This is a genomic window from Kribbella sp. NPDC051936 (assembly GCF_040680955.1).
Taxonomy (GTDB): domain Bacteria; phylum Actinomycetota; class Actinomycetes; order Propionibacteriales; family Kribbellaceae; genus Kribbella.
The window spans coordinates 668522-691828 of the sequence record NZ_JBFAXS010000003.1; the positions used below are offsets into that span (position 1 = coordinate 668522).

Below are 23307 nucleotides of genomic sequence, written 5' to 3' on the forward strand. Positions count from 1 at the left end.
GCGGTGGGGTGGGGAAGGAATTCACTACAGTGACGACCAGGCCCGGGCCGCTCAGCGGCTGCACGATCGCCATCACCGCGCACCGGCGCGCGGAGGACCTGATCGCGTCGTTCGAACGGCGCGGCGCGAAGGTGCTGCACGCGCCGACGCTGCAGATCGTGCCGGTCGCGGACGACCACGCACTGCTCGAGGCGACCCGGCGGGTGATCGCGAACCCGCCGGACGACGTCGTGGTGACCACCGCGGTCGGGTTCCGCGGCTGGGTCGAGGCGGCCGACACCGCGGGCCTGGCCGCGGACCTGCTCGGCACGCTGGAGCAGTCGCGGCTGCTCGCCCGCGGCCCGAAGGCGCGCGGCGCGATCCGGGCGGCCGGGCTCGTCGAGCACTGGTCGGCCCGGTCGGAGACGACGGCCGAGGTCGTCGACTGGCTGCGCGCGCAGGGCGTCGGCGGGCGGAAGATCGTCGTACAGCTGCACGGCCTGTCGGATCCCGCCCTGCAGGACGCGCTGCGCTCGGCCGGCGCGTCGGTGCGCGGGCTCGAGGTGTACCGGTGGGGCCCGTCGCCCGATCCGGTGCTCGTGGAGCGGATGATCTCGCAGGTCTGCGCCGGCACCGTGGATGCCGTCGTCCACACGTCCGCGCCGGGCGCCCAGGCGATGCTCGACGCGGCGGCGCTGAACGGGCAGTACGACGAGCTGACGTCGTCGCTGCGGACCGGTCGCGTGCTGAACGCCTGCGTCGGCCCGGTGACCGCGGGACCCTTCGTGGCGCTCGGACTGGACCCGCTGGTGCCGGACCGGTACCGGTTGGGCGCGCTGATCCGGATCGTCACCGACAGGCTCACCGACGACAACGCCCGCTCGATCGAAACGGCCTTCGGCCAACTGGTCATCCGCGGCGGCGCGGCCGTACTCGACGGTGTCGTCCTGCCTTTGGGCCCCGGCCCACGCGCCGTACTCGCGGCCCTGGTCGCTGCCGGCGGCGACGTGGTCTCCCGCCCCGAACTGCTCGCCGTACTCCCCGGAGCCGAAGACGTCCACGCCGTCGAGGTCACCGTCAACCGCCTACGCACAGCAGTAGGCCGCCCCGAACTGGTCCGCACAGTAGTCCGCCGCGGCTACCGACTCGCCGTAGAACCCGCCGGAGTGCCCTCATGACCGACCTCGTCGCCGTAGCCCACGGAACAGCCGACCCGACCGGCATCCGCGTCGTCCACGACCTGGTTCGGGAGATGGCCGCGCAACGCCCGGATCTCCCGATCTCTTTGGGTTTCGTGGACCTCCTCACTCCGGCGCTCCCGTCGCTGGTCCGGCGCATTACCTCGGACACCGACGACGCCGTCGTTGTCCCGCTGCTGCTCAGCGCGGGTTACCACGTGTACGTCGATGTCGCCGCAGAAGCGCGGCGCTATCCGGGGCGGGTTCGCGCGGCCGGCGCCCTGGGCCCGGATCCGGTCCTGGCAGAAATCCTGGCCGACCGGCTCGGCGACCTGACCCGCATCGGTCACGTGGTACTGGCGGCCGCCGGCTCGTCCGACCCCCGCGCACTCCTGGACTGCGAGGAAACCGCGGCTCTGCTCGCGCGCCGCATCGACCGCCCGGTGACCGTCGGGTACCTGTCCGGCGCCGGCGACCGCCTCCCGGCCGTCTTGGCCCGCACCCCGGGCCGCGTGGCAGTGGCGAACTATCTCCTCGCCCCAGGCTTCTTCAACTCCCTCGTCCACCGCCATGCCCGCGGTCACCAGACCGCGGCCCCACTCGGCGCCGACCCCCGCCTCGCCACACTGGCCCTCCAACGCCACGACGCCGCCCTCCACCCAGCCGCCGTCGCCGTCTGATCCCACCCCCAGCCGGCCTGGGATGAGTTGTCAGCCGGGCACTGCAGGGGCATCGTGGAGGGATGGCCGGGAAGAAATGGGCTGAGCTGAGCCCTCAGCAGCAGCGGTTGGTCATTGCCGGAGTCGTTGTCGAGAGCGTGTTGAAGGCGGTCGCACTGGCCGATCTGGCGCGGCGTCCTGCGGCTCAGGTTCGCGGGCCCAAGCCGATGTGGGCTTTGCTCCTCACCCTGTCCAACTCCCTCGGCGTGGCTCCGGTCATCTACTGGTTGTACGGGCGCCGGACGTAGGCGGAATCGGAGGGGCGGGATGCCCGAGGCTGAGCACACGGTTCGGATCCGGCGGCCGGTGGGGGTCGTGTTCGCGTACTTCGCGGACGGCGAGAACGACCCGCAGTGGCGTCCGCTGGTGAAGGAGATCGTTCGGAACGGACCGATCGGGCCGGGGGTGACGTACCGCCAGCGGATCGCCGGACCCGGCGGCCGCGCGATCCCGTCGGACTACCGCGTCACGGCGTTCGAGCCGGACAGCCACCTGGCGTTCGAGGTCATCGCCGGCCCGGTGCGACCGGTCGGGGACTACCGATTCTCGCCGATGGCCGACGGAACCGAGGTCACGTTCAAAATCTCGGCCGGACTGTCCGGCCTCAAGAAGCTCCTGCTGACCAAGCCGGTTCAGCAGTCGATGAACACCGAGGTCGCCGCCCTCGATCGCGCAAAGGAAATCCTGGAGCAGCAGGGCTAGGACCTACGACGACGCTGCCTGGCGGTTGCGGAGGGTGTTCAGGTCGGCGTGGCAGCGGGCCTCCACCTCGGCGAGGTCCTGGAGGGTTTCCTCGATGTCGCGGCGGCGTTGTTCGAGTTCGGTGCGGCGGTGGGTGATCTGGTCGAGGAGGTAGACGAGCTGGCCTTCCTCGCCGGGTTCGGCGTCGTACATGTCGACGATCCTGGCGATCTCGTCGAGGGAGAAGCCGAGGCGTTTGCCGCGCAGGATGAGGGCGAGCCGGACGCGGTCGCGCGGGTGGTAGACGCGCGTGGTGCCGCGGCGTTCGGGGGTGAGCAGGCCGCGGTCCTCGTAGAACCGGATCGTGCGGAGCGTCACGTCGTACTCGGCGGCCAGTTCGGCGATCGACCAGGTTTCTGCGGGCACCTGGCTATTGTGCATGCTGCCTAGCGTGCTTTACGTTTACGTAAGCGTCAAGCACGAAGGGGTGCCGCATGTTCGAGTTGTCCGCGGAGCATCAGGAGTTCCGCCGTAGCGTTCGCGACTTCGCGGAGGCGGAGATCGCGCCGCACGCGGCCGAATGGGACCGCAAGCACTACTTCCCGGTGGAGGTCGTGCAGAAGATGGGGCGGCTCGGGCTGTTCGGGCTGACCGCGCCGGAGGAGTACGGTGGCGCGGGCGGCGACTTCACCAGTCTCTGCGTGGCGATCGAGGAGATCTCCCGGGTCGACCAGTCGATGGGGATCACGCTCGAGGCGGCGGTCGGGCTCGGCATCAACCCGATCCTGACGTTCGGCACCGACGAGCAGAAGGCGACCTGGCTGCCCGACTTGGTCGCGGGCACCAAGCTGGCCGGGTTCGGGCTGACCGAGCCGGAGTCCGGGTCGGACGCCGGCGCCACCAAGACCCGCGCGGTGCTCGACGGCGGCGAGTGGGTGATCGACGGCTCGAAGCAGTTCATCACGAACTCGGGATCCAGCATCACGAGCTGCGTCACCGTCACCGCGCGCACCGGTGAGCGTGCGGACGGCAAGCCGGAGATCTCCACGATCATCGTCCCGAGCGGTACGCCGGGATTCACCGCGGAGGCGGCGTACGACAAGCTCGGCTGGCACGCCAGCGACACGCACCCGCTGTCGCTGGTGAACTGCCGCGTCCCGGAGGCCAACCTGCTCGGCGAGCGCGGCAAGGGTTTCGCGCAGTTCCTCGCCACGCTCGACGACGGCCGGGTCGCGATCGCGGCCGTCGCGCTCGGCTGTCTCCGGGCGTGCCTGGAGATGTCGGTGCAGTACGCCGGTGAGCGCCAGACGTTCGGCGTACCGATCGGGCGGAAGCAGGGCGTCGCGTTCCAGATCGCCGACCTGTTGGTGATGGCGGACGCGGCCGAGCTGCTCGTCTACCGGGCCGCCGCGCTGAAGGACGCCGGGGCGTCGATGGCCGAGTTCAAGCAGGCCGCGTCGGTGGCCAAGCTGTACGCGACCGAGTCCGCGGTGACCGCGACCCGGATCGCCACCCAGGTGTTCGGCGGCTACGGCTTCATGGAGGAGTACCCGGTCACCCGTTTCTACCGCGACGCCAAGATTCTGGAGATCGGCGAGGGTACGTCGGAGGTGCAGCGGATGCTCATCGCGAGGTCGCTCGGCCTCCCGGTGGAATGATGCCTGGGATGATTCTGCTATGACCCACGATCACTGGACCGAGGTCAAGGTCGCCCGCGAGGCCACGCTGTCCCCGCCGGACAAGGCCGCGGCCAAGCTGAGGTCCCAGAACAAGCTGTACGTCCGGGACCGGATCGCGCTGCTGGTCGACGAGGGCAGCTTCGTCGAGGACGCGCAGCTGGCGAACGCGCTGAAGGCCGGCCTGCCCGCCGACGGCGTCGTCACCGGCCGCGCGCTGGTCGACGGCCGCCCGGCGCTGATCGTCGCCAACGACCCGACCGTGAAGGCCGGCTCGTGGGGTGCGCGGACGGTCGAGAAGATCGTCCGGGTCACCGAGGTCGCGATCCGCGACGAGCTGCCGATCTTCTGGCTGATCGACTCCGCCGGCGCCCGGATCACCGACCAGGTGGAGCTGTTCCCGGGCCGCCGCGGCGCCGGCCGGATCTTCCACAACCAGGTCGCGCTGTCCGGCAAGGTCCCGCAGATCTGCTGCCTGTTCGGCCCGTCGGCGGCCGGCGGCGCGTACATCCCGGCGTTCTGCGACATCGTGATCATGGTCGACGGCAACGCCTCGATGTACCTCGGCTCGCCCCGGATGGCCGAGATGGTCGTCGGCGAGAAGGTCACGCTGGAGGAGATGGGCGGCGCCCGGATGCACACCAGCGTCTCCGGCTGCGGCGACCTGCTGGCCAGCGACGACACCGAGGCGATCGAGCTCGCGAAGCAGTACTTCTCCTACCTGCCCGGCTCGTGGCGCTCGCGGCCGCCGTCGTACGACGCCTCGGACGCCGGCCGCGACTTCACCCGGGACCTGGTGCCGGCCGAGGAGAGCGTCGGGTTCGACATCCACGACGTGATCGACGCGGTCGTGGACGCGGACACCTTCTTCGAGATCAAACCGGCGTACGCGCCGGAGCTCGTGGTCGGGTTCGGGCTGCTCGCCGGTCAGGTGGTCGGGATCGTCGCGAACCAGCCCGCGGTCAAGGGCGGCGTGCTGTTCGTCGACTCCGCCGACAAGGCGGCCCGGTTCATCTGGCTGTGCGACGCGTTCAACGTGCCGCTGGTGTACCTGTGCGACGTGCCGGGCTTCATGATCGGCAGCGAGGTGGAGCAGGCCGGGATCATCCGGCACGGCGCGAAGATGATCACCGCGGTGTCCGAGGCGACCGTGCCGACGGTGTCGGTGATCGTCCGGAAGGCGTACGGCGCGGGGCTCTACGCGATGTGCGGCCCGGGGTTCTCGCCGGACGCGTGTGTGGCGCTGCCGACCGCGAAGATCGCGGTGATGGGGCCGGAGGCGGCGATCAACGCCGTGTACTACAACAAGATCCAGGAGATCGCCGACGAGGGCGAGCGGGTCGAGTACGTGTCCAAGCTGCGCGAGGAGTACGAGACCGACATCGACATCCTCCGGCTGGCCGCCGACCTGGTCATCGACGCGATCATCGAGCCGGAGGACCTCCGCGCCGACCTGATCGCCCGGCTCGCCGCGGCCCAGTCCAAGGACCGGACGTTCTCCCACCGCCGGCACGGCGTCCCGCCGGTGTAGATAGGCTCAACCCGTGAATGCAAACGATTTCGCGCGCAGGGTCAGGTCGCGGGAGAAGCTCGTCGGGTACTGGGTCACGCTGGACGTGCCGCCGGCGGCCGAGCGGATCGCCCGGTTGGGGTACGACTACGTGGTGCTCGACGGGCAGCACGGCCTGATCGGGTACCAGGGGCTGATGACCGGCCTGCTCGCGATCGACGCCGGGTCCGCGATCGGGCCGCGGCCGACCGCCGGGCTGGTGCGGGTCGAGGCGAACGACCCGACGTCGATCGGGCGGGCGCTGGACGCCGGCGCGACCGGTGTGATCGTGCCGCTGGTCGACAGCGCGGACGACGTGGCGCGGGCGGTCTGCGCGGCGAAGTACCCGCCGGCGGGGGCGCGCTCGTTCGGTCCGATGCGGGCCGCGCTGCGGATCGGGCCGGTGCCCGCGGACAGCAACGACGCGACCGTCGTGCTCGCGATGATCGAGACGCCGCTCGGCCTGCGCAACGTCGCCGAGATCTGCGCGACGCCCGGTCTCGACGGCGTGTACGTCGGCCCGTCGGACCTGAGCCTCGCGCTCGGGGCGCGGTTCCCGGGCGACCCGGAGGTCGAGGGGCCGTTCGAGGAGGCGGTGGAGCTGATCGCGCGCACCGCGCAGGAGGCCGGCATCGCGGCGGGCATCCACACCTTCGACGGCGACTCGGCGAAGAAGCGCCTGGACCAGGGCTACACCTACGCGACGGTGGCCTCCGACCTCAGCCACCTCGAGGCGATCGCCGCCGCGCATCTGAACACAGCCCGCTCCTAGGGCGGACTTCCATCACTCACCAAGCGGCCGCCCCTCGGGCGGCGCACGCTCAGCGCGGTCCCGCATCCGGCCGGCGGTGTGGGTTGGTGAGTGGTGGCGGTCCGGAACATCTCGGTGCGTTCTCGGGTTAAGTTCGTCAGAGCACACCGAGGAGGCCGGGATGAAGGCACCCGAGCGCGGCGCGTTGCCGCTGGGGCTGGCGGCGACACTGGGGCGAGCCTACGGGCGGCTCACCGAGACGGTGCAGGGGCTGAGCGACGCGGACTTCCAGCGCGAGACCCGCTGCGCCGGCATGCCGGTCGGTCCGCTGCTGGTGCACCTGCTGTACGACGCCGAGCGCGCGCTGATCGCGTTCGCGAGCCCTGCCATCGCCGAGCCGGACCGGGACTTCGTGACGTACTGGCACGACTTCCCGCCGAAGCCCGACGGCGACACCAGCTTCGTGCAGGGCGTGGCGGCGTCGTACCGCAAGCCCGGCCTGCTCGTGCAGCACTGGCGTGAGGTGTCCGAGGCGGCGGTCCGCGCGGCCGCGGCGGGCCTGGCGACCAAGGGCCGTCGGGTCGAGACCCAGGGCCATGTCCTGCGGGCGACCGACCTCGTGGCCACCTTGGTGCTCGAGGCAACCGTCCACCATCTCGACCTGACCGTCGGCCTGCCGGACGCGCCGGAGCCCGATCCCGAGGCGTTGCAGGTCACCGCGCGGACGCTGGACGGACTCTTCGGTCCGGAGGCCTGGGACGTGATCGGCTGGGACACCACGACGTACGTCCTGAAGGCCACCGGACGGCTGCCGCTCGACGAGGCCGACCACGACATGCTCGGCCCGCACGCCGGTCGGCTCCCGTTGCTCGGCTAGAGCACCCCGGCGAACGGGTCGTCGAGGCTCGTCCAGTCGAGGTCGGCCAGCTCGGACTCGGTGAGCAGGCAGGCGTCGAGGATTGCCTGCAGACGGGCCGGATCCAGGCCCATACCGGTCGCGACGACGGTGCACTCGGCCAGGTGCTCGGTCTCGGACCATTCGCCCAGCGTCCCCAGCGAGGCGCTGTAGCCGGCCGATTCCCACCGCACCCGCTGCGTCGGCCGGTTCGCCAGCCAGACCACGCCGCGGCTGCGCACCACGCCGTCCACGATGTCCTCGAGCGCATCGTTCAGCCGGGCGGGATGCAGCGGCCGCGCCGACCGCCACAGGACCGTCGTCACGCCGTCGCCGCTCGGCTGCACCCGATCCGAGGCCGCGAGCTCGCCGGCCCACGCCTCGGCCGCGTGGAAGTCGAATCGCCCCGTCCGCGCGACCGGTCCGCGGGGCACGCCGGCCAGGTCCGCCGGCGTCACCGAAGTCCGCGGGTTCAGGTGCAGCAGCAGGTGCTCCAGCCGGGCGGCCGCCGTACTGCGATGCGCGTTCGCCAGCACGCAGACGTCGGCGTACTCGATCTGGCGGGCGGTCAGCTCCGCGACGTTGCGCCGGTCCGGTACGCCGAGGGCCAGGCCGCGCTCTGCGAGCAGCTCGTCACCGGACAGTTGCTCGACGAGCAGCACGGCGTCGGCGACGCAGGTGACCGTGTCGACGGCAATCTCCGGCAGGGCGGACACCAGCGCGCCCACGAGCGGCCGCGCCTCCATCGCCGGCGGCGCCGCGAGGGCGATGTGGTCCCAGTGCTCGCGGGCGGCGAGCGTCTCCAGCAACGGCACGAGCGACTCGATCAACTGGCACGCACCGCAGTCGTCCCCGACCGCGAACTCGCCCGCGTCGATCGGTCCCGACGCGTCCCGCACCCGCCAGGACAGCACGCCCCGGCCCGGCAGGTCGTCCTGGTCGATCGCCACGACCACGGTGGCGGCGTCGGTCATCGCGTCCAGCACGGGCTCCCGCAACGTCGTGGAGAGCCCCACCAGCAAGGACAACGGGGTTTTCGCTCGGGCGGTCATCTCTGCATTATATGAAAACGGTTTTCATCAGTCCAGACCTGGGCGTGCCGTGAAAACGGCAGCTGAAGCGCCCGGTCGTCTGATAGGCAAGGGGACATGGCGATCGAGATCGGGCGGTACACCGGTGAATGGGACGAGCTCCTGGAGCTCCTGGACATGGCGTTCTCGGCGCCGTGGACCGACGAGCAGTACGAATCCGAGCGGCGGGTGTGGGAGCGGGACCGCAGCGTCGTCGCGAGCGAGGACGGGCAGCTCGTCGGACACACCGGGACGTTCTCGCACCTGATGACGGTGCCCGGCGGGCAGTTGCCGGTCGCGGGCGTGACGATGGTCGGCGTCCGGCCGACGCACCGGCGGCGCGGCATCCTGCGCGACCTGATGCGCAGGCAGCTGACCGACGTCCACGAGGCAGGTGAACCGCTGGCCGCGCTGACCGCGAGCGAGCCGGTGATCTACCCGCGGTTCGGGTACGGGCTGGCGTCCGACCATCAGGAGATCGTCGTACCCAAGGCGTCGCGGGGACTGCGCCCGGTGGCCGGCATCGACGACGTCCGGATCCGGCACGTCGACATCCGCGAGAACCGCGCCCGCTGCGCCGAGCTGCGGAACACGCTGGCCCTGCAGCGGCCCGGTCTGTTCGTGCACGACGAGCGCTGGCAGGAGTACGCGATCAGCAACACCGTCACGCTCAACTCAGGGAACGCCTCCAAGCGCCGCTGTGTCGTCGCCGAGCGGGACGGCGAGCTCACCGGTTTTGCGTACTACCGCACGCGGCGGGCCGAGAAGGGGTACGTCGACGTGCAGCGGGTTCATGCGGTCGACCTCGCGTCCCACGCGGCGCTGTGGAGGTACCTGCTCGAGCCGGATCTGCTCAGCGAGACGCGCTGCGAGATGGTCGCGTCGGACGACCCGCTGCTCGACCTGCTGCTCGATCCGCGCGCGCCGGGGCCGATCAGCCGGGACGGGCTGTGGGTCCGGCCGGTCGACGTCGGACGCGCGCTCGCCGGCCGCACGTACGCGCGGGACATCGACGTCGTGATCGAGGTGGTCGACGAATTCCTCCCGTGGAACGCGGGGCGCTGGCACCTGAGCGGCGGACCCGACGGCGCCTCCTGCGAGTCGGTGTCACGCGATGCCGACCTGACCCTCGACGTGCGCGACCTGGGCGCGGTGTACCTCGGTCGTCCGTCGCTGGAGCGGCTCGGTCGCGCTGGTCTGGTCACCGAGCACACCGCCGGTGCGCTGGCCGCGACCTCGGAAGCGTTTTCCGCATCCCGCCTTCCCTTCCTCGACACGGGCTTCTGACGAGGTAGCCTGCCGAGATGCAGACGCAGCGTCGGGGTGCGCTCGCGGTGGTCGCCGTGCTGCTCGTGGGGGTTGTGATGGCCGGCTTCGTCGTGCTCGCCTCCGCGAGCGGGCCGGTGCGCCCGGTCAGCGACAGCACGTTGAGCGCGAGCCCGCGCCCGCTGCCGACCCGGTCGCTCAACGCGACCCCGCCGCCGCAGTCGCAGCCGACGCCGGTGCTCACGATCCCGCCGGGCAGGACGCCCGGGTGGGTGCTGTCGCTGTGGCAGGCCGTGGTCTACCTGGTGATCGCCGCGGTAGTGGCGTTCGTGATCGTGGTGATCGTCCGGATCCTGCGCCGGGTCCGCCTGCCGCACCTGGAGCCGGACGAGCCCGACTGGGAGCGGATGAAGACCGAGCGGCTGGCCGAGGCGGTCGACACCGGGCTGGCCCGCATCGACAGCGGTACGGCGACGGACTCGGTCATCGCGTGCTGGGTCGCGCTGGAGCAGGCGGCCGCGTCGGCCGGCGTACCGCGGGATCCGTCCGAGACACCGGCCGAGTTCACCGTACGAGTGCTCGGAGTCGGCGGGATCTCCGAGCAGCAGCTGGTCCGGCTCGGCGAGTTGTATCGCGAGGCCCGGTACTCCACGCATGGCTCGAGCGAACCGGCGCGTTGGGAGGCCCGCGCGGCACTGCTGCGACTGCGCGAGGAGCTCACCGTAGGCGAGGCTGCCCGATGACGTCGTACCGCTGGTCTCCCCTGGAGGAGAAGGGGCCGCCGCCGGAGGTCAAGCCGAAGCGGCGGCTGTGGCCGAGCAAGCTGCTCGTGCAGCATCTCGGGCTGGCGGTGCTGGCGAGCCTGCTGTTCGTCGGGATCTTCAGCGCCGCCGGCATGGCGCCGCGGCCGTTGTGGTTCGTGGCGACGGGGATCGCGATCGCGGTGGCGTCGCTGGCGATCCGGCTGGTGGTGCCGCAGATCCTGGAGACGAGCTGGCCCGGCCGGAACGACGACAAGCTGGCCGTGCTCCGCGCCCGGAACACCGACAACCGCACGCAGTTCGTCGCCACCTGGCTGCTGGAGTCGGGCCGCGAGCGACGCGCCGGCGAGGGATCGCGGACCTTCCAGCGCCGGATCCAGCCGCTGCTGCTGGAGCTGGCCACCGACCGTCTGGTGCACCGGCACGGCGTGAACCCCGAGCTCGAGCCGGAGCGCGCCCGGGCGATCACCGGCGACCGACTCTGGCTGTTGATGACCGACGACGACAAGCGCACCGCGTCCCTCGACGAGATCGAGTACGCGATCCACACCATCGAGAACCTGTGAGGGATAGCAGTGACTGAGGCGGAGTTGACACTCGGTGAGGTGTCCGCACTGAGCCGGCAGGTGCTGGAGCGGGTCAGCCAGGCCGTGGTCGGGAAGGCCGAGGCGCTGGAGCTGGTGCTGGCGGGCATCCTGGCCGGCGGCCACGTGCTGCTCGAGGACTACCCGGGCCTGGCGAAGACGCTGGCCGCGCGGTCGTTCGCGCAGGCGCTCGGGCTGGAGTTCCGGCGCGTGCAGTTCACGCCGGACCTGCTGCCGTCGGACGTGACCGGCGCGTTCGTGTACGACCAGAAGGAGTCGGAGTTCGTCTTCCGCCCGGGTCCGATCTTCACCGGCCTGCTGCTGGCCGACGAGATCAACCGGACGCCGCCGAAGACACAGGCAGCGTTGCTCGAGTCGATGCAGGAGCACCAGGTCACGGTCGAGGGGCAGACGTTCCCGCTGCCCAGCCCGTTCCACGTGCTCGCCACCGCGAACCCGGTGGAGTACGAGGGCACCTACCCGTTGCCGGAGGCGCAGCTCGACCGGTTCATGCTGCGGATCGGCTTCGGGTACCCGAGCCCCGCGGAGGAGTGGGAGGTGCTGCGCCGGCGGATGAGCCGCCGTCGCGAGGACCAGTCGGTCGAGGCGGTCACGGACGCCGAGGGGCTGCTCGCGGCGCAGCGTGCCGTCGAGACGGTGACGGTGGACGACACGGTCGGTCAGTACTGCGTGGACCTCGCCACCGCGACCCGCCGCGACTCTCAGGTGCTGGTCGGTGCGTCGCCCCGTGGCTCGCTGGCGTTGCTGCTGACGGCACGCGCGTACGCCGTGATCCATGGCCGCGACTACGTCGTACCGGAGGACGTGAAGGCGGTCGCGGTGGCCGCGCTGGCGCACCGGATCACCGTGCGGCCAGAGCTCTGGCTGCACGAGGTCACCGGCGCCACGGTCGTCCGGGCGGTCCTCGGCTCGGTCGCGGCGCCGCCCACCGTGTCGGGCCCGGCCGTCGCCCGCGCATGAGTTGGCGGCCGACGCACGCGCAGATCCGGGCGATCTGCGTCGCTGCGGTGCTGCTCACCGCCGCCGTCCTGCTGCGGCGACCGGATGCCGCCGTGTTCGGCTTGCCGCTGGCGTTCCTGGCGGCGTGGGGCCGGTTCTTCCGCCCTCGGGAGCGGCCCGAGGTGCACACCGAGCTGGACGCCGACGTGCTGTTCGAAGGGCAGGGGACGACGTACCGGCTGCGTGTCACGCCGTCGAGTTCGGGATCCGTGGATCCGGACATCGATCTGATCGTGGCCGCGCTGCCGCGGGCGGCGTGGTTCCAGTTCGACCCGCCGCAGGCCGCGATCGCCGAACCGGTGACGCACGGTGCGGTGCGGCTCGAGGTCGGCGTCCGGTCGAAGCGGTGGGGCCTGCGCTCGTTGGATCGGCCAACGGTCGCGGCGACGTCGACGGTCGGGGCGTACCGGATCCAGGTGACCTCGGCCGAGACGCTGGCGGTGACGACCCTGCCGTTGCGTGAGGGGTTCGCGGCGGTGGACGCCGTACCGCGGCCGGCCGGGCTGGTCGGGCTGCACCGGTCGCGACGGCCCGGAGAAGGGACGGAACTGGCCGGTGTCCGGCCGTTCCGGACCGGTGACCGGTTGCGGCGGATCAACTGGGCGGTGTCCGCGCGGACGCAGGAACTGCACGTCACGTCGACGTGGTCGGACCGCGACACCGAGGTGGTGATCCTGGTCGACACCGGCGGCGAGATCGGGATCAGCGAAGGGATCGACGGGCGCTCCTCGAGTCTCGACACCGCCGTCCGGGGCGCCGCCGCGATCGCCGAGCACTACCTGCGCAACGGCGACCGGGTGCGGCTGATCGACACCGGGAGCCTGTTCCGCGGCGTGCGGTCGGGCAGCGGCCGCGGGCATCTGCGGCGGATCCTGGACACGCTGGTGCACGCGGACCAGCGCGGCCGGCAGCAGGACGAGGAGCAGTTGGCGCGGCGCAACCGAATCCGTTCGGACAGCCTGGTGCTCGTCCTCAGTCCGCTGCTGAGGCCGACGATCCTCGGGTACGTCGTCACGCTCGTGCACTCCGGCTGCACGGTGATCGCCGTCGACACGCTGCCGCCGGACGTCGCCTCGATCATGGATCTCGACGCGCACGACGCCCGCACCTGGCCGCTCGCCTGGCGCGTCCGGCTGCTCGAACGCCGCCGCGACCTCGACCGCCTCAGCGACCTCGGCGTACCGACCGTCCGCTGGCAAGGCGCCGGCACCCTCGACGAGGTCCTGCGCGACGCCTCCCGCCTGTCTGCGGCCCCAAGGATCCGCTCATGACCGCCGACGAGCAAATTACGCTGTGGCTCGCGCAGTTGCGGGCGGCGGGGCGCGGTGTGCTGGTGGCCCGGATGGTGATCGCGGTGGCGGGGATCGTCGCGCTCGTCGTACCTGCGGTGCAGCCGTGGGATCAGGCGGATCTGGTTCCGATCGCCGGTGCGGTGCTGCTGGTCGGCACGGTCGTCCTGCCCGACTCGCTGGCCGGGATGATCTTCCTGTTCGTGGTGGCACTCGGCTGGCTGCTGCGTGGACCCGCCGCGCCGAGCTGGGGCCTCGTCGTCACCGCGGCCGCCCTCGTCGTCGTCCACCTGGCGGCCGCCTTCGCCGGCCAGATGCCGTCGTACGCCCGCGTCCACCGAGCCGCCCTCCGCCGCTGGTGGTTGCCCGGGGCAATCGCCGTCGTGCTGACACCCGCCGTCGCCGTCGCGACCGCGCTGATCCGAGGCGCCGACGTACCAGGCTCGCTCCTGGTGACAGTCGCCGCCATCACCCTCACCGCCACCACCATCTGGTTCACGGCCGGCCAGACACTCGGCCGCGACTAAGCGACGTCAGGAGTGCGCCGTCGGCAAACTAGTGGTCCTCGTGTCCCACGATCCGTAGACCCTCGTACTCGGCGAAGTCGATGAAGTCCTTGACGTTGAGCGTTGCCAGCGGCAAGTCATAAACCAGGCAGCATGCCGCGATCCAGCTGTCGTTCTGAGGGCGTGGACGGCCGCGCCTGGTGGCATAAGCGGAGATCTCACCCCACCGCCGAGCCACAGCTTCGGTGTATGGCAGCGTTGGACGGGTGCTGAGCCAGGCCTCGAGCCCGGCGACCTTGGAAGGCCCCCAGTTGCGAAGGTGGGCCCAGCGACTCAGCTCTCCCAGGGTGACGAACGTGATGCCGACCTGAGCACCCAGCAGCTCGCGAAGCAACGCAGGTGGAAGCGTGTTCTTGATGCTCAGAGAGGCAACATCGGTGTCCAGCACGATCCTGCGTAGGGTCACGCGACGTCGGCCCGGCGCATCGTGCTCAGGTCGGCGAGGAACTCGCGCAGCTCTCCGTCGTCATCGAACACGCCGTCGGCGGCGAGATCCTCGGCGGACCGCACCGGAGCAGTCTCGCGGAAGAGTTCGTCGACGGACGCGGCCGCGCGCGATCGGCCGGAGTGTTCAGCGTTGTCAGCAGTCACGGCGCACCTCCAATGTCGACTACTGCTCCAAGAATATCCCACGCATGTCGGACAGGTCGGCGCAGCGACGGCCGCGACTAAGGAGCGTCCTGGCCGAAGGTGCTGGTGATCTCCTCGGCCCAGGGCATCGGGATGGGGTCGGGGCCGAGGACCTGCATCGCGGCCATGACGGTCATCAGCATGCCCGCGGAGAGGAACTCGCGGGCCTCCTGCGGTGAGGCGCCGGTGAGGTCGCGGACCAGGGTGTAGATGCGGCCGAAGCGGTCGCGGACGCAGTCGCCGATGGCCGGGTCGCCGCTGGCCGAGAAGCCGTGCAGGAGGACGAGCAGGAGTTCGCGCTCGGACAGCAGCCGCTTGTAGTTGTGGCCCAGCGCGCTCAGCTCCGGCGTCTCGGCCGCGGCCTCGCGGAAGATCTCCTCGATCCGCCCGCAGACGCTGTGCAGCGCGGCGAGGAACAGCTGCTGCTTGGTCCCGAACAGCCGGATCACGTACGGCTGCGAGACCCCGGCCAGACGCGCGATCTCGTCGGTCTTGGTGCCCTCGTACCCGGACGCGGCGAACGCCTGCACCGCGGCCCGCAGCACCTCGTCGCCGCGCTCCTTGGCGGTCAGCCGGACCTTCGTCGTCATACCTGCTCCTTCCGTTCCCTTGACATGTTATCAGTCGATGCATACTCTCGTGATCAAGCTTGTTATCAGTCAATTACAACTAGGAGTACGAGATGACCTCGACCGCTCTCGACGAGAGGGAAGTAGCGGCGGTACCGCAGCGCCGTGGGCTCGGTGTGGTGCTCGCCGCGGTGGGGATCCCGACGTTCATGGTCACGCTGGACAACCTGGTGGTGACGAACGCGCTGCCGGTGATCAAGTCCGAGCTGGGCGCGTCGCTGTCGGACCTGCAGTGGTTCGTGAACGCCTACACGCTCGCGTTCGCCGCGCTGCTGCTGACCGCGGCCGCGATCGGTGACCGGCTCGGCCGGCGGCGCGTGTTCCTGGCCGGGATCGCGCTGTTCACGCTCGCATCGGCCGCGTGTGCGCTGGCCGGCGAACCGTGGATGCTGATCGGGGCCCGCGCGATCCAGGGCATCGGCGCCGCGGCCGTGATGCCGCTGTCGCTGACGCTGCTCGCGGGCGCCGTACCGGAGAAGCTGCGCAGCGCCGCGATCGGCATCTGGGGCGGCATCTCCGGCCTCGGGATCGCGGTCGGCCCGGTGGTCGGCGGGGCCGTTGTCGACGGCCTGAACTGGCAGTGGATCTTCTGGCTGAACGTTCCGATCGGCGCGATCGCCGTCGTACTGGCCGCGCGGGTGCTGACCGAGTCCCGGGGTGCGGCGAAGCGGCTCGACCTGGCCGGGCTCGTGCTGGCGACCTCCGGTGTGCTGTCCGTGGTCTGGGGTGTCGTGCACGGGGCCGACGACGGGTGGACCTCCGCCGGCGTGCTGGGCTCGTTGGTCGCGGGCGGTGTGCTGCTGGCAGCGTTCCTCGGCTGGGAGCGCCGTACGCCGGCGCCGATGCTGCCGCTGCGGTTGTTCTCGGTCCGTTCGTTCAGCGTGGTGAACGTGGTGGCGTTCACGTTCGCGGTCGGGGTGTTCGGTGCGGTGTTCCTGCTGGCGCAGTTCTTCCAGGTGGTGCAGGGGTACACGCCGTTCCAGTCCGGCGTCCGGACGCTGCCGTGGACCGCGGCGCCGCTCGTCGTCGCGCCGATCGCCGGCCTGATCGTCGACCGGGTCGGTCCGCGCACGCTGATCGTCGCGGGGCAGGCGCTGCTGGCCGTCGGGCTCGGGTGGATCGCGCTGATCACCACGGCGACGACGCAGTACGGCGACATGGTCGTACCGTTCGTCCTCGCCGGGATCGGCATGGGCCTGACCTTCGCCCCGTCCGCGAGCGTGGTGATGGCCAGTGCCTCCGACGCCGACCGCGGCGTCGCCTCCGGCACCAACAACACGATCCGCGAGGTCGGTGTCGCGATGGGCGTCGCCGTACTCGCCTCCGTCTTCGCGTCCTCCGGCTCCTACGAGTCCCCGACCCAGTACGCCGCCGGCCTGGTCCCCGCCGTCTGGACCGGGGCCGCCATCGTCGCCGCCGGCACCCTCGTCGCGCTCCTGCTGCCGGGGCGTGCGCGCTCTAGAGTGTGAGCGTGCTGGACGCTGATGACGTACGACGGATTGCGCTGTCCTTCCCCGGGACCGTGGAGAAGCAGCGGTGGGGGCATCCGACGTTCGACGTGGCGGGGCGGATGTTCGTGACGGTGCCGGACGACCAGACGTCGTTCGCGGTGCGGTGTCCGCGGCTGGAGCGGGACGAGTTGATCGCCGCGGAGCCGGAGAAGTTCTGGGTGCCGAAACACGAGGCGGGCTCGAACTGGGTTCGAGCCCGCCTCGACGCACTCGAGGACGCCGACGAACTGCACGACATCCTCGTCGACTCCTGGCGGCAGGTCGCGCCGCCGGGACTCGTCAGCTGACGTTGGCCGGTGAGGCCGAGAAGGTGTTGCAGCTGGCCGGGTTGGCCGTGTTGAACGACTTCCCCATGAACCGCGCCTGACTGGCCACACTTCCGTGGTCGCCCTCTTCGGGCTTGTCGCCCGCGGTGACGACGTACTTCTTCCAGACGTACAGCAGGTTCCCGTTGATCGGGTAGCTGCGCTTGTTCGCAGCCAGGAAGACGCCGGCGAAGCAGTTCGCCTGCAGCTCCATCCGGCGCGTCATCCGGGTCCGGCCCTCGTAGTCCGGCTGCTCGTAGCGCAGGTTGCTGGACGCCTGCAGGATGCCGGTCATGAACTGCACGCTGTGGCCGTACTCGTGGGCGATCGACCGGCTGTACCACATCCGCGCGTACGCCTGACCGATCGGATCACCCGGGTACTGGGTGTACGCCTTCACGAAGACGTCCACCTTCATGTACATCATGTGGTTGCCCGAGCAGTAGAACGGTACGGCGACCGGGCCGTCGCCGCACGGGGTAGACATCGACGACCCGGACCAGTACGTCATCCGCGGCGCGGTGAACTTGTAGCCGGCCTTCGCCACCAGCGGCGCCCAGGACCTGTCCAGGCACGGCTTGATCGCGGCCCAGTAGGCGGCCGCGCCGCTCGCGTTCGTCGGCCGGGCCTTCGGCTCCTTGCAGTTGACCGTCCGCATCTGGCCGACCTTGTAGAGCGCGTTCTTGCCGACCACGACCGCGTCCGACGCCTTGTTCGGCGTGCTCGACGTCTCCGTCGTGGTCGGCTCGGTCGTGGTCGGCTCGGTCGTGGTGGGCTCGGTGGTCGTCGGCTCTTCGGTCGGCGACCCGGTGGGCTCCTCGGTCGGGGACTCGGACGGCGTGGTCGGCTCCGGTGTGTACCGCGACGGGGTGACCGGCGGCGTGGTGACGTCGGTGGTTGCCTTCCGCACCAGACCGATGATCGTGCCGCCGACGACGGCGATCCCGACGATCGTCAGGATCGCGATCAGCGGCGCCTTCGACTTCTTCCGCGGCTGCTGCGGCTGCCACCCCATGCCAGGACCACCCGGACCACCCGGACCACCAGGGCGGCCGGGGCCACCAGGACCGCCCGGACCGAAGCTCGGACCCCAGCCGAACCCAGGCCCCTGCTGCTGCGGCGGCGAGCTGTACTGCGGCGGACCGCCGTACTGACCAGGGGGCGGACCGCCGTACTGACCCTGCGGCGGCGGACCGTACTGACCGGGCGGAGGACCCTGCGGCGGCGGACCGTATTGCCCCGGGGGCGGGCCCTGCTGGTACGGCGGGTTCTGGCCGGGCGGCCCGTAGGGTGGCTGGCTCAACGCCGTTCCTCTCGTCCCTCGTGCTGGCATTCAGCGACCGCCACAGTATCGGCAACAAACAGGTCAGCCCCGCCGACCCTCGGCGGGTAGGGTCGGCGTGTGACCGATGTCAGTACGCCGAACAGCCCGATCGACCAACTCGCCGAGCGGCACCTCGAGCAGGAGATCGCGCTCGACCCGCTGCTGGCCACCGAGCTGGGCATCACCGGCCACGACCACGAGCTGCCGGACTTCACACCTGCTGGGTTCGCGGCCCGCATCGAGCTGACCCGCGGGTCGCTCGCCGAGGCCGCGTCGATCGAGCCGAGGAGTCCGCGCGAGGAGGTCGCGAAGGACGCCTTCGTGGAGCGCCTCGGCCTGGAGTTCGAGCGTTACCAGGCCGGCGTACCGCAGCACCAGCTGAACTCGATCGCCTCGGTGCCGGTGGGCTTGCGGCAGGTGTTCGACCTGATGCCGACCGCGACCCCGCAGGACTGGGAGATCGTCGCGATCCGGCTCAACCAGATCGGTACGGCGCTCGACGGATACCGCGACACGCTGCTCGAGCAGGCCGACCAGGGGCGGGTCTCGGCCGTCCGCCAGGTGACCGGGCTGGCCGACCGGATCGCCAGCTGGACCGGTGCCGACAGCGACGACTTCTTCGGCAGCCTGGCCGCGCAGGCGCCGGACGACGCGGTCAAGCCGACCGTGGAAGCCGCGGCCGCCGCGGCGCGGAAGGCCTTCGACCAGTTCGGCGCCTGGCTGACCAGCGACCTCGCGCCGCGCGCGCCGCAGCGCGACGCATGCGGCCGGGAGGTGTACGAGCTGGCGTCGCGGAGCTTCCTCGGCGCCGCGGTCGACCTCGAGGAGACGTACGCGTGGGGCTGGGCGGAGCTGGCCCGGATCGAGTCGGCGATGCAGGACATCGCGGCCGGGCTGAACGGCGGCGACCGGACCATCGAGGCGACCGCGGCCCTGCTGGACGCCGACCCGGCGCGGACGATCCACGGCAAGGAAGCCTTCCGGGGCTGGATGCAGGAGCTGTCCGACACCGCCGTCGCCGAGCTGGCCGGCACCCACTTCGACATCGCCGACGAGATCCGCCGGCTGGAGTGCATGATCGCGCCGACCTCGGACGGCTCGATCTACTACACGCAGCCGAGCGAGGACCTGACCACGCGGCCGGGCCGGATGTGGTGGGCGGTCCCGAACGGCCTGGACACGTTCGCCACCTGGCGTGAGGTCACCACGGTCTACCACGAGGGCGTGCCCGGGCATCACCTCCAGGTCGCGCAGACGATGCTGCGCACCGACCTGCTGAACCGCTGGCAGCGGCTGGCCTGCTGGGTCTCGGGCCACGGCGAGGGCTGGGCGCTGTACGCCGAGCGCCTGATGGAGGAGCTCGGCTACCTCGAGGACCCGGGCGCTCGGTTCGGCATGCTGGACGCGCAAGGTTTCCGCGCGGCGCGGGTGATCGTCGACATCGGCATGCACCTGGAGCTGGAGGTGCCGCGGGACAACCCGTTCGGCTGGCGGCCGGGCGAGCGGTGGACCGCCGATCTCGGGTTCGAGTTCCTGCGGGCGCACTGCCGGATGGAGACCGAGTTCCTGCAGGCCGAGCTGAACCGGTACCTCGGGTGGCCGGGCCAGGCGCCGGCGTACAAGGTCGGCGAACGGATCTGGCTGCAGGCGCGTGAGGAAGCCAAGCAGCGCAAGGGTTCCGCGTTCGACCTGCGGGCGTTCCACTCCGGCGCGCTGAACCTGGGATCGATCGGCCTGGACCCGCTGCGACGCGCGATGGCGAAGCTGTGAGCCCCCGGTTCGTCCTGGCGTCGGCGTCGCCGGCCAGGTTGAAGACACTGCGGGCCGCGGGGATCGAGCCGGAGGTGATCGTCTCCGGCGTCGACGAGGACCACGTCACCGCGGAGAACCCCGGCGAGCTCGCCCGCCTGCTCGCGACGCTGAAGGCCCGCGCGGTCGTCGCGAACCTGACGGACCACGCGACCGTGCTCGGCTGCGACTCGGTTCTCGAGTTCGACGGGGAGCCGTACGGCAAGCCCGAGACGCCGGACATCGCCCGCGAGCGCTGGCGGATGATGCGCGGGCGCAGCGGCGTACTGCACACCGGGCACTGCCTGATCGACACCGCCGGCAAGCAGGAGTTGCGGGAGCTGTCGTCCACGAAGGTCGAGTTCGCGGACCTGACCGACGAGGAGATCGACGCGTACGTCGCCACCGGCGAGCCGCTCGTCGTCGCCGGAGCCTTCACGGTCGACGGCCTCGGCGGCCCGTTCGTGACCGCGATCGAGGGCGATTACCACAACGTCGTCGGCCTCTCGCTCCCGTTGCTGCGCCGGATGCTGATCGAGGTCGGGATGTCCTGGCCGGAGCTGTGGAAGACACAGCAGCCGTACAGCTACGACGAGACCGTGGCGTCGTCGTACGACGAGACGCGGGGCGGGTTTGTGCGCGCGGAGGCGGCTGCCCGCGCGGTCGATTCGCTGTTGCCGAAGGGCGGACGGGTTCTGGAGCTCGCGGTCGGGACCGGGATCGTCGGCGCCGAACTGGTTGCTCTCGGCAACTTGGTGCACGGCGTCGACCTGTCCACCGCGATGCTGCGCCACGCGCGAGTCCGACTCCCCGGGCACGTCGCCGCCGCCGACGCGGCCCGCCTCCCGGTCGCCGACCGCCGTTGTGACGCGGTCGTCGCGGTCTGGCTCCTGCACCTGCTCGACGACAGCGACCCTGTGATCGCCGAGGTCGCCCGCGTTCTCCGCACCGACGGCGTCTTCGTCACCACCACCGAAAAGTCCGACGCCGGCCGCTACGCCGACAGCCGCACCCCCGACGACACCCGCTCCCAGGACGCCCTCAGCCACCTGGTCGCCACCGCAGCGCGCTACGGCCTCGTCCTGGACGGCGCGACGAGTTTCGTTGGGCCGACCCGCAACACGGGAGACGCGCCGGTGTATCCGGTCGTGCGGTTCCGTCGTACCTGACCGCGGGGTTCGCCCGTGGACGAGTGCCCGCGCGGGGGCGGACGCCCACCACTCACTAACTGGCGGCGCTGGGCGCGCCGCACGCTCAGCGGGTGCCGCTAAGGGCGTCTCGCCGCGACGTGGTGAGTGACGGGCGTCCGGGTCACGGGTGCGCCGAGGCGCGCCACTGGCCCGGGCCCGGGTGGAACGGGGTGCGGGCGTTGCGCCAGTACGTCGACCAGTTGCTGGCTCGGTCGGTTTCCGGCTCGGCGGCCGGTGCGGCGGCGCGGGCGGCGATCACGGTGATCAGGGCCGCGAGTTCTTCAGGCGTCGGGTCGCCCTTGACGATCTTCACGATGTCGCTCACAGCGGAATATTCCCATGCTTCTTGGGGGGCAGGGTGTCTCGTTTGGTGCGGAGGAGGCGGAGGGCGCGGACGATTTCGGCGCGGGTTTCGCTGGGTTTGATCACCGCGTCGATGTAGCCGCGTTCGGCGGCGATGTACGGGTTCGCGAGGTGGTCCTCGTACTCGGTGATCAGTTGCTGCCGGCGGGTGTCGGGGTCCTCGGAGCCGGACAGTTCGCGGCGGTAGAGGATGTTCACCGCGCCCTGGGCGCCCATCACCGCGATCTGTGCGGTCGGCCAGGCGATGTTCATGTCCGCGCCGAGGTGCTTCGAGCCCATCACGTCGTACGCGCCGCCGTAGGCCTTGCGGGTGATCACGGTGATCATCGGGACGGTTGCCTCGGCGTAGGCGTAGATCAGCTTGGCGCCGCGGCGGATGATGCCGTTCCACTCCTGGTCGGTGCCGGGCAGGAAGCCGGGCACGTCGACGAAGGTGAGGATCGGCAGGTTGAACGCGTCGCAGGTGCGGACGAACCGGGCCGCCTTCTCGGAGGCGTCGATGTCGAGGGTGCCGGCGAACTGCATCGGCTGGTTCGCGACCACGCCGACCGGACGGCCCTCGACCCGGCCGAAGCCGACGATCATGTTCGGCGCGAACAGCGTCTGCACCTCGAGGAAGTCGCCGTCGTCGACGACCGCCTCGATCGCGGTGTGCATGTCGTACGGCTGGTTCGGCGAGTCCGGGACCAGGGTGTCGAGCGCCAGGTCGGTCTCGGTCGGCTCCAGGTCCGCGGGCGCGTCGTACACCGGCGGGTCCTCGAGGTTGTTCTGTGGCAGGTGACCGACGAGCGCCTTCACCCACTCGATCGCGTCCTCCTCGTCGGAGCCGAGGTAGTGCGCGTTGCCGGACTTGGTGTTGTGCGTCCGGGCGCCGCCGAGCTCCTCCTGGGTGACGTCCTCGCCGGTGACGGTCTTGATCACGTCCGGGCCGGTGATGAACATGTACGACGACTCGTCGACCATGACCGTGAAGTCGGTGACCGCGGGGGAGTAGACCGCGCCGCCCGCGCACGGGCCCATGATGAGGGAGATCTGCGGGATCACGCCCGACGCACGGACGTTGCGCCGGAAGATCTCGCCGTACAGGCCGAGCGAGACCACGCCCTCCTGGATCCGGGCGCCGCCGGAGTCGTTGATGCCGATCAGCGGGCAGCCGATCTTCATCGCCAGGTCCATCACCTTGACGATCTTCTCGCCGAAGACCTCGCCGAGACTGCCGCCGAAGACGGTGAAGTCCTGCGCGAACACGCACACCTGACGGCCGTCGATGGTGCCGAACCCGGTCACCACGCCGTCGCCGTACGGGCGGTTCCCGTCCAGGCCGAAGCTCGTCGACCGGTGCCGGGCGAACTCGTCCAGCTCGGAGAAGGAGCCCTCGTCCAGCAGCAGCTCGATCCGCTCGCGGGCGGTCTTCTTGCCGCGCGCGTGCTGCTTCTCCACCGCGCGCTCCGACCCGGCGTGCACGGCCTCGTCGAGCCGGTGCTCGAGGTCCGCGATCTTCCCGGCGGTGGTGTGGATGTTCACGGTCTCTCCCATGAATGGGCAGCCTACGCGCCAGTACGCCGTACCGCTTGTGACCTCGC

At 70.9% G+C, this 23307-nt stretch carries 26 protein-coding genes; 18 read left to right on the plus strand and 8 right to left on the minus strand.

The window, feature by feature from the left end; genetic code table 11:
- Positions 1-29 precede the first annotated feature (29 nt).
- From AB0L64_RS13405 to AB0L64_RS13420, 4 genes are all read left to right on the plus strand, one after another.
- On the plus strand, positions 30-1157 hold the full coding sequence (locus AB0L64_RS13405; RefSeq protein ID WP_363710407.1) for a uroporphyrinogen-III synthase: 1128 nt from the start codon (positions 30-32) through the stop codon (positions 1155-1157).
- Positions 1154-1837 carry a CbiX/SirB N-terminal domain-containing protein gene (locus tag AB0L64_RS13410; protein WP_363710408.1) on the plus strand — a complete coding sequence of 228 codons (684 nt, stop codon included), beginning with the start codon at positions 1154-1156 and terminating at the stop codon, positions 1835-1837. The genes AB0L64_RS13405 and AB0L64_RS13410 overlap by 4 nt, the downstream gene beginning before the upstream one ends.
- 62 nt (positions 1838-1899) lie before the next feature.
- Entirely contained in the window at positions 1900-2124 is a 225-nt protein-coding gene (locus AB0L64_RS13415; RefSeq protein WP_359935112.1) for a hypothetical protein, read from the plus strand.
- 19 nt (positions 2125-2143) lie between these two features.
- Positions 2144-2578: an SRPBCC family protein gene (locus AB0L64_RS13420; RefSeq protein WP_363710409.1), complete on the plus strand. Its 435-nt coding sequence runs from the start codon at positions 2144-2146 to the stop codon at positions 2576-2578.
- 3 nt (positions 2579-2581) lie between these two features.
- Here the strand turns inward: AB0L64_RS13420 and AB0L64_RS13425 are convergent, their stop codons facing one another.
- Entirely contained in the window at positions 2582-2983 is a 402-nt protein-coding gene (locus AB0L64_RS13425; RefSeq protein WP_363710410.1) for a MerR family DNA-binding transcriptional regulator, read from the minus strand.
- A gap of 68 nt (positions 2984-3051) precedes the next feature.
- Here AB0L64_RS13425 and AB0L64_RS13430 point away from each other — a divergent pair, with 68 nt between their 5' ends.
- The 4 genes from AB0L64_RS13430 (at position 3052) to AB0L64_RS13445 (ending at position 7410) form a co-directional block, all read left to right on the plus strand.
- A complete protein-coding gene (locus AB0L64_RS13430; RefSeq protein WP_363710411.1) occupies positions 3052-4215 on the plus strand; it encodes an acyl-CoA dehydrogenase family protein in 1164 nt (387 codons plus the stop codon).
- Positions 4216-4234: 19 nt separating this feature from the next.
- The gene (locus tag AB0L64_RS13435) at positions 4235-5764 is read left to right on the plus strand and encodes an acyl-CoA carboxylase subunit beta (protein ID WP_363710412.1); all 1530 of its coding nucleotides are present in this window, start codon (positions 4235-4237) and stop codon (positions 5762-5764) included.
- Between the two features lie 13 nt (positions 5765-5777).
- The gene (locus AB0L64_RS13440) at positions 5778-6554 is read left to right on the plus strand and encodes an aldolase/citrate lyase family protein (protein WP_363710413.1); all 777 of its coding nucleotides are present in this window, start codon (positions 5778-5780) and stop codon (positions 6552-6554) included.
- A gap of 160 nt (positions 6555-6714) precedes the next feature.
- Entirely contained in the window at positions 6715-7410 is a 696-nt protein-coding gene (locus AB0L64_RS13445) for a maleylpyruvate isomerase N-terminal domain-containing protein (RefSeq protein ID WP_363710414.1), read from the plus strand.
- Here the strand turns inward: AB0L64_RS13445 and AB0L64_RS13450 are convergent.
- Positions 7407-8480 carry a GTP-binding protein gene (locus tag AB0L64_RS13450; protein ID WP_363710415.1) on the minus strand — a complete coding sequence of 358 codons (1074 nt, stop codon included), beginning with the start codon at positions 8478-8480 and terminating at the stop codon, positions 7407-7409. The two genes, AB0L64_RS13445 and AB0L64_RS13450, sit on opposite strands and share 4 nt — an antisense overlap.
- Positions 8481-8576: 96 nt before the next feature.
- On the opposite strand from AB0L64_RS13450, the gene AB0L64_RS13455 reads away from it, so the two are divergent.
- Genes AB0L64_RS13455 through AB0L64_RS13480 form a run of 6 tightly spaced genes read left to right on the plus strand, consistent with a single transcriptional unit; the run spans position 8577 to position 13945 of the window.
- Complete coding sequence (locus tag AB0L64_RS13455) at positions 8577-9785, plus strand: GNAT family N-acetyltransferase (protein WP_363710416.1); 1209 nt, start codon at positions 8577-8579, stop codon at positions 9783-9785.
- A 17-nt stretch (positions 9786-9802) separates the two neighbouring features.
- On the plus strand, positions 9803-10507 hold the full coding sequence (locus AB0L64_RS13460; RefSeq protein ID WP_363710417.1) for a DUF4129 domain-containing protein: 705 nt from the start codon (positions 9803-9805) through the stop codon (positions 10505-10507).
- Positions 10504-11091 (plus strand): hypothetical protein, encoded by a 588-nt coding sequence (locus AB0L64_RS13465; protein WP_363710418.1) that lies wholly within the window; start codon positions 10504-10506, stop codon positions 11089-11091. Before AB0L64_RS13460 ends, AB0L64_RS13465 begins: the two co-directional genes overlap by 4 nt.
- Before the next feature lie 9 nt (positions 11092-11100).
- On the plus strand, positions 11101-12090 hold the full coding sequence (locus AB0L64_RS13470; protein WP_363710419.1) for a MoxR family ATPase: 990 nt from the start codon (positions 11101-11103) through the stop codon (positions 12088-12090).
- Positions 12087-13400 (plus strand): DUF58 domain-containing protein, encoded by a 1314-nt coding sequence (locus tag AB0L64_RS13475; protein WP_363710420.1) that lies wholly within the window; start codon positions 12087-12089, stop codon positions 13398-13400. Before AB0L64_RS13470 ends, AB0L64_RS13475 begins: the two co-directional genes overlap by 4 nt.
- Positions 13397-13945 (plus strand): hypothetical protein, encoded by a 549-nt coding sequence (locus AB0L64_RS13480; RefSeq protein WP_363710421.1) that lies wholly within the window; start codon positions 13397-13399, stop codon positions 13943-13945. The genes AB0L64_RS13475 and AB0L64_RS13480 overlap by 4 nt, the downstream gene beginning before the upstream one ends.
- A gap of 28 nt (positions 13946-13973) precedes the next feature.
- On the opposite strand, the gene AB0L64_RS13485 is transcribed toward AB0L64_RS13480, so the two are convergent.
- From AB0L64_RS13485 to AB0L64_RS13495, 3 genes are all read right to left on the minus strand, one after another.
- Entirely contained in the window at positions 13974-14372 is a 399-nt protein-coding gene (locus AB0L64_RS13485; protein WP_363710422.1) for a type II toxin-antitoxin system VapC family toxin, read from the minus strand.
- 14 nt (positions 14373-14386) lie between these two features.
- Positions 14387-14575 carry a hypothetical protein gene (locus AB0L64_RS13490; protein ID WP_359935139.1) on the minus strand — a complete coding sequence of 63 codons (189 nt, stop codon included), beginning with the start codon at positions 14573-14575 and terminating at the stop codon, positions 14387-14389.
- A 77-nt stretch (positions 14576-14652) separates the two neighbouring features.
- Positions 14653-15204, minus strand: coding sequence for a TetR/AcrR family transcriptional regulator (locus AB0L64_RS13495; protein ID WP_363710423.1), 552 nt, complete (start codon positions 15202-15204; stop codon positions 14653-14655).
- A gap of 92 nt (positions 15205-15296) precedes the next feature.
- On the opposite strand from AB0L64_RS13495, the gene AB0L64_RS13500 reads away from it, so the two are divergent.
- Together AB0L64_RS13500 and AB0L64_RS13505 are read left to right on the plus strand one after the other, a co-directional pair.
- Entirely contained in the window at positions 15297-16712 is a 1416-nt protein-coding gene (locus AB0L64_RS13500) for an MFS transporter (RefSeq protein WP_363710424.1), read from the plus strand.
- Between the two features lie 2 nt (positions 16713-16714).
- Positions 16715-17041, plus strand: coding sequence for an MmcQ/YjbR family DNA-binding protein (locus tag AB0L64_RS13505; protein ID WP_363710425.1), 327 nt, complete (start codon positions 16715-16717; stop codon positions 17039-17041).
- Here AB0L64_RS13505 and AB0L64_RS13510 read toward each other — a convergent pair.
- On the minus strand, positions 17034-18074 hold the full coding sequence (locus AB0L64_RS13510) for a neutral zinc metallopeptidase (RefSeq protein ID WP_363710426.1): 1041 nt from the start codon (positions 18072-18074) through the stop codon (positions 17034-17036). The genes AB0L64_RS13505 and AB0L64_RS13510 overlap by 8 nt on opposite strands.
- 387 nt (positions 18075-18461) lie before the next feature.
- On the opposite strand from AB0L64_RS13510, the gene AB0L64_RS13515 reads away from it, so the two are divergent.
- Together AB0L64_RS13515 and AB0L64_RS13520 are read left to right on the plus strand one after the other, a co-directional pair.
- Positions 18462-20153 carry a DUF885 domain-containing protein gene (locus AB0L64_RS13515; protein ID WP_363710427.1) on the plus strand — a complete coding sequence of 564 codons (1692 nt, stop codon included), beginning with the start codon at positions 18462-18464 and terminating at the stop codon, positions 20151-20153.
- A complete protein-coding gene (locus AB0L64_RS13520) occupies positions 20150-21340 on the plus strand; it encodes a Maf family nucleotide pyrophosphatase (RefSeq protein WP_363710428.1) in 1191 nt (396 codons plus the stop codon). The genes AB0L64_RS13515 and AB0L64_RS13520 overlap by 4 nt, the downstream gene beginning before the upstream one ends.
- A gap of 142 nt (positions 21341-21482) precedes the next feature.
- Here the strand turns inward: AB0L64_RS13520 and AB0L64_RS13525 are convergent, their stop codons facing one another.
- Positions 21483-21686, minus strand: a complete 204-nt coding sequence (locus tag AB0L64_RS13525) for an acyl-CoA carboxylase subunit epsilon (protein WP_363710429.1) — start codon at positions 21684-21686, stop codon at positions 21483-21485.
- Complete coding sequence (locus AB0L64_RS13530) at positions 21683-23260, minus strand: acyl-CoA carboxylase subunit beta (protein WP_363710430.1); 1578 nt, start codon at positions 23258-23260, stop codon at positions 21683-21685. The genes AB0L64_RS13525 and AB0L64_RS13530 overlap by 4 nt, the downstream gene beginning before the upstream one ends.
- Positions 23261-23307 lie beyond the last annotated feature (47 nt).